Origin of the sequence: Nodosilinea sp. LEGE 07298 (assembly GCF_015207265.1) — a bacterium.
Lineage (GTDB): Bacteria > Cyanobacteriota > Cyanobacteriia > Phormidesmidales > Phormidesmidaceae > Nodosilinea.
On sequence record NZ_JADEXE010000379.1, the window covers coordinates 1 to 5,414 of the forward strand.

Sequence of the window (5,414 nt, forward strand, 5' to 3'; positions counted from 1 at the left end):
GTCTTGGGAGTTGGGTTTTGGGCATCAGGTATTAGGTGTCGGGCATCAGGTTGTCAGCTTTGTCAGACACCTGTACCTGACACCCAGTAACTAATACCTGAAATTTACGTCACCCCTGACAGCAGCACTAGGCCCAAAACAGCACCAAACACAATCAGAGCGTAGAACTGGGCGCGGCCATTTTCCAGGTACTTCAGCCCCTCGCCCGTCACTAGAGTGACCAGACCCGCCAGGTTGACGAGACCATCCACAATGCGGATATCGACTTCGAGCACCTGCTTGGCGAGTTTGCGGCTGCCCTGAACGAAGAGCACCTCGTAGATGTCGTCGATGTACCACTTGTTCAAGGACAGGTTGTAGAAGGGCTTGACGGAGGCTGCGATCGCCTTTGGATCAATCACCTTAGTGCGGTACATCAGCACCGCGAGAATGATGCCAGCAACCGCGATCGCAACCGAACTGCCCGCCATCAGCACAAACTCGTTCCAGTCGAAGGCCTCGGCGGCTTCTACCGCTTCCATAGCTTCCCCAGGGGGATGAATGAAAGCCTCGAAGTAGTTAGCAAAGGGCGTACCTAGCAGACCCACCAGCACCGAGGGTACCGCTAGCGCCATCAGCGGGAAGATCATCGACAGCGGCGACTCGTGGGGTTCGTGGGCGTGATGGTCATCGTGATCGTGGTCGTCATGGTCAGCATCGAGCGTTAGCTCCTGGGGGTTCATGGCTCCAGGGCCAAGGGACATACCCATGCGCTGAAACTGCTCCCGCTTCAGGTCGCGGCGAATGCCTTCGTCGTTGCCCCGGAAGCTGCCCTCAAAGGTCGAGAAGTACATGCGGAACATGTAGAAGGCAGTAATGCCCGCCGTCAGCCAGCCCACGGCCCACAGGGCAGGGTTGACCGCAAAGGTCGCACCCAAAATTTCATCTTTAGACCAAAAGCCTGCGAAGGGCGGAATACCGCTGATGGCAAGTGTTCCAATCAAGAAAGTAATCGCCGTCACGGGCATGTACTTACGCAGGCCGCCCATCAGACGCATATCTTGCGCCAGGGCCGGGTCGTGGCCCACCACCGACTCCATGCCGTGAATAACCGAGCCGGAGCCCAAAAAGAGCATGGCCTTGAAGTAGGCGTGGGTCATCAGGTGAAACAGACCGGCGCTATAGGCACCTACGCCCATGGCCATCACCATGTAGCCCAGCTGCGACATGGTCGAAAAGGCCAGCCCTTTCTTGATGTCGTTTTGGGTAATGGCGATCGTGGCTCCCATAAAGGCGGTGAACGCCCCAGTGTAGGCAATCACCGTCATCACGGTAGGGATGTGCTCGAACACGGGGTACATACGCGCCACTAGGAACACTCCCGCCGCCACCATTGTCGCCGCGTGAATCAGCGCCGAGATTGGGGTGGGGCCTTCCATAGCGTCGGGCAGCCACACGTGGAGCGGGAACTGGGCCGACTTAGCCACCGGACCCATGAAAACCAGAATGGCAAAAACAGCGGCGATGCTGGCAGGCAGACTGCCCACATTCACCAGCTCAGTTAGCCGTTCGCCCATGACGCCAAAGTCGAAGCTACCGGTGGCCCAAAACAGGCCCAGCAGGCCCAGCAGCAGGCCAAAGTCGCCCACTCGGTTGGTCACAAACGCTTTTTGACAGGCATCGGCGGCGGGCTTGCGGTTGTACCAAAAGCCGATCAGCAGGTACGAGCACATGCCCACCAGCTCCCAAAACACGTAAACCTGGAGCAGGTTAGGGCTAATCACCAGGCCCAGCATTGAGGAGCTAAACAGGCTGAGGTAGGCGTAGAACCGCACATAGCCTGGGTCGTGGGCCATATAGCCGTCGGTGTAAATCATCACCAAGAAGGCGACCGTGGTGACCACCACCAGCATTAGTGCTGCCAAGTGGTCGATGGTATAACCCATCTCAATGCGGAAGTCGCCCGCTGAGGCCCACTCAAACATAGCCGTGTGAGGGGCATGCCCCTGCCACTGGCTCCAAAAAATTAAAAATGACAATACCATCGCCGCCCCAGTCAGGGAAACGATGAGCGCCGCCGAGGGCTGCCTGAGCTTACTGGTGGCCTCGCCGTAGGAAATTAACCCCACACCGACGATGGTGGCCCCAATCAGCGGCAGCACTGGTATCAGCCAGGCGTATTGATAAAGCGTGTCTACAGAATCCATCTTGACTGCCTACTCCAAGAGCTTGGGTGAGTTGGCAAAAAACCGCTTACATTCTGACATACCCTTCACCAGGGAAAAGTCGGTTTGGTAGCAAAGTTAGGCTAGAAAAGGAACGATCGCTCCCCCAACAGTCCCCTTTATTGCCAGCCCGAGCTGTACACAAAATCTGTCAAGGGCTTGCCATAGGGTCATTCTGTCGACCTGAGCGATCGGGAGGCGTTTTCTTAAGAAAGATGTCCAATTCTGTGAGCAAATACTTGTTGGCAGCAAAACTCAGCCGTTTGGCTATAACAAATCTGTCGCAGGATCTATATAAAGAGTCCAATGGTTGACCGCCTGACAATTTATAGATTAGGAGATGCCGAAGGTGCTTTGAGCTGATTTTCAAATGGGCGATCGCAAGTCCAGGTAGCCGCCCAGTTTGAGGTTCACTAGCTCGCCGTACCCTGAGCTAGCTGTCCGGCGCTATACTTTGGTCGGTTTACTTGGGTCAGCATCGGGGGTCGGCATAGGGGGTCGGCATCGGCAGGACGTAATTTTTGGCGGCGATGAAGCTCTGGCTGGTTTGCTTTCTAATTTTGTTTTTTGGGGCCGAAACCGCCCAGTGGCTAGGGCAACTGCCCTGGGTGAGCAGCATTGAGCTCTCGCTGCCGCTGACGGTCGTTGGGGGGATTGGCCTGGCGATCGCCTCTAACTATCGCCACTGGAGCAGCCGGAGCGCGATCGCGGTAAAGTCCGAACCCCCTCCCCTACCAACGGCAGCGCCGCCACCGAGTACAGAGGTTGCCGCTCCCGCCCCAGCACCCAACCTCAACCGCAAGCCAAGCACAATTTCCTTTGAGATCAAGAAACCGCAGCGGGGAGTAGGTGGGTAAGCGAGTTAGGTAGTCTTGAGGGATCACACACCTGCTCTCTTACTTCCCCATTGTCCGCTTCAGCTCCTCTAGCTCCTGCTCAGTCTCCCACCGCTGAAACGATTCCTCTAGCGGATCCATAGGATCGCGGCCAAACCCGTCAAAGGAAGTCTTGGCCCAGCCAGTATCCCAGCTGGTGGTGGTCCGCTGGGCGGTTCGCTGGGCTTGGGTCTCAGCAATTTTGGCTTTGAGTTCGCGGCGGCGATCGTGAATATCTTTTTGCAGGGTGCGGGTTTGCATAATCTGGTCTTTGACCCCCTTGAGCTGGCCCCAATACTGGTTGCCCTGACGCAGCAAAGTGGCCTCGCGCTCTTGGGCAGCTTTAACCAGGTCAATGCGATTGGCAGCCTGAGCTTGTTGGATACGGCTATGCCAGCGCTGAATATCTTGAGCCGTAGCCAAAATACTGTCTTCGAGCTGCTTTTCGCGGCGCTTGAGATCGCCCAACAGGCGAATGGCATCTTGCTCTTGACCGCGCAGCTGATCTTCTAGGCCCCACAGCTCTAGGTGAGGGTTGGCCTTGAGAAATTCATCGAGCCGGGTTTCGAGAAATCGGCTCAGGTCTTCAAAGAGGCCCATAGTTTACTCCTGCCACAACGCCTTTCTTTTCAGAATAGCGGTTCTGTGGGGTAGCCCCTTCATCGTTCTAACTGCAGCAAAGCTGATATAGCACAAGGCTTTGATTCCCAGGCCAAGACTAATGCTAGAGCCGGCAACCGTGGCGGGGTCAAGGTAGCGGGTGGGCCAAGATACCTGCTCAGATCCGAACCGGCTAATTTCTTATTGAGAAGCACCCAGGGCACTCTAGAGCCACCGCCTGAGTCTCAGCCTTCCCAGGCTAAAGGCCTGTTTGCCCTCGTTCTACGACAATCAGAACCGATTAATCCTGGCTCAATCTTGATCATCCTTGCGAACTATTGCGGGAAATGAAGTTTAGTAAATTTAGCCCACGCTTTTCCGGGATTCTATCAGGTCCGCGAAGCGTTCTGGGCTTAATATGGCTTTAAATCGTCGTTCCAATTCCCTAGCGTCGTTGTGTGTTTCCATGGTGACAAATTACTCAGTGTCAGCTAGCTCGGCAGTTGGCCTTTTAGAAAAAGTTGATACTTTAGACAAATCTGGCATTGTTTCACTTTCAGAAGTTTGGGCCAAAAAATATATTAGGGATCTGCGCCTTCAAGATCAGGCGCTTCTAGATTTAGAACACTCTCAGTCTAGGATAGATATTGCCAAAAAGCTTGTCGATGTCCTGCGTTCTATCAGCGCCCGAGCCTGGAATAAAACAGAAGACTTGCTGTCTGGCGAAATCAGGCGACACCAAATTAATGCAAACTTAATTGATCCCTGGATCATTTCTAAAGACGTTCATCGGGTCTATGAAGCAGCCCTAGCCGCCTACGCAAAAGACGTTACACCCCAGCGTTTTTCGGTAGTCGCCTCAAAGCATTTGGGTGCTATTCGCCAAAAACATACGGCGGTTGACTCTAGGGCAATTGGGTTTGTCAGTATGCAGTTTCATTACTGCGGCCAAATGCTTTTGGCGGAGGCTCCCGAGCCCGAACAACTGGCGCTGCAAAACTACTTTAAGGTAGTGGACGATCTGCTATATATGCCTCTGCAGCGGGCCTATGCTGCCGCTGCTAAGTATGACTACCACCACCCTCGCCTAGAAACAGTGCGGCTGGCGCTACCTGCTACAAGCCGTATTGCCAAGAGCATTGTGAATCAGGTGATTAAGCTTTGCCCCGATTATGCGAGCTATACCGGGTCACTCAGTCACGACACTGTACGCACCTCTAGCATCCGCGATGTGGAGATGTTTCAGATTTATTTGTGGACCTGCATGCTAGAGAATAATATCTCTGCGATCGCCCAAGAGCTATTCCCGCTGTGCGTCATGCTGTACCCCACGCTAAAGGTAAATTGGGGCCTAGTGCGGCTAATGGTAAACCTGCTCGACCAGGAGCTTTCGGCCTGTGTGGGATCGATCAATGTTGAATACTACGAACCTCACTACAACGCGATGCTGAAGATGTTCTCGCCGTCTATTTTTCCCGACTCGATTTAGGCATTATGCCAAAGAGTGACTGAAAGCCCCAGGGTGTTGACAGCATCCTGGGGCTTTTAAATTAATGCCGCAGCCATTTGGTAAGCACGCGCATGGGCCTGCCGGTGTTGGGGTCGATTTGGGGTTTGCTCCAGGCGCGGGCTTCGGCAAAGCCGAGGCGGTGGAGGATTTTGATCACCATGTCGATACCAGTGGCGGAGCCGATGATGGTGATGTGGATGGGTTCGCGGCTGGGCTGAGCGGGGG

At 54.6% G+C, this 5,414-nt stretch carries 5 protein-coding genes; 2 read left to right on the forward strand and 3 right to left on the reverse strand.

Going from position 1 to position 5,414, the window contains the following annotated elements; translation table 11 throughout:
- Nucleotides 1-104: 104 nt before the first annotated feature.
- The gene (locus IQ273_RS29760; protein WP_194026720.1) at nucleotides 105-2,186 is read right to left on the reverse strand and encodes an NAD(P)H-quinone oxidoreductase subunit 5; all 2,082 of its coding nucleotides are present in this window, start codon (nucleotides 2,184-2,186) and stop codon (nucleotides 105-107) included.
- Between the two features lie 548 nt (nucleotides 2,187-2,734).
- Between IQ273_RS29760 and IQ273_RS29765 the strand changes: the two genes are divergently transcribed.
- Nucleotides 2,735-3,061: a hypothetical protein gene (locus tag IQ273_RS29765; RefSeq protein WP_194026721.1), complete on the forward strand. Its 327-nt coding sequence runs from the start codon at nucleotides 2,735-2,737 to the stop codon at nucleotides 3,059-3,061.
- Between the two features lie 39 nt (nucleotides 3,062-3,100).
- Here the strand turns inward: IQ273_RS29765 and IQ273_RS29770 are convergent, their stop codons facing one another.
- Nucleotides 3,101-3,679 carry a TIGR04376 family protein gene (locus tag IQ273_RS29770; protein ID WP_194026722.1) on the reverse strand — a complete coding sequence of 193 codons (579 nt, stop codon included), beginning with the start codon at nucleotides 3,677-3,679 and terminating at the stop codon, nucleotides 3,101-3,103.
- 466 nt (nucleotides 3,680-4,145) lie between these two features.
- Between IQ273_RS29770 and IQ273_RS29775 the strand changes: the two genes are divergently transcribed.
- A complete protein-coding gene (locus tag IQ273_RS29775; protein ID WP_194026723.1) occupies nucleotides 4,146-5,168 on the forward strand; it encodes a hypothetical protein in 1,023 nt (340 codons plus the stop codon).
- 61 nt (nucleotides 5,169-5,229) lie between these two features.
- On the opposite strand, the gene IQ273_RS29780 is transcribed toward IQ273_RS29775, so the two are convergent.
- On the reverse strand, nucleotides 5,230-5,414 hold a 185-nt coding region (locus tag IQ273_RS29780), incomplete at its 5' end, for a hypothetical protein (RefSeq protein WP_194026724.1).

Bases quoted from the DNA above. Each gene is read 5' to 3' on its own strand.
- IQ273_RS29765 (WP_194026721.1), top strand. From the start codon at position 2,735: ATGAAGCTCTGGCTGGTTTGCTTTCTAATTTTGTTTTTTGGGGCCGAA.
- IQ273_RS29770 (WP_194026722.1), bottom strand. From the start codon at position 3,679: ATGGGCCTCTTTGAAGACCTGAGCCGATTTCTCGAAACCCGGCTCGAT.
- IQ273_RS29775 (WP_194026723.1), top strand. From the start codon at position 4,146: ATGGTGACAAATTACTCAGTGTCAGCTAGCTCGGCAGTTGGCCTTTTA.
- IQ273_RS29760 (WP_194026720.1), bottom strand. From the start codon at position 2,186: ATGGATTCTGTAGACACGCTTTATCAATACGCCTGGCTGATACCAGTG.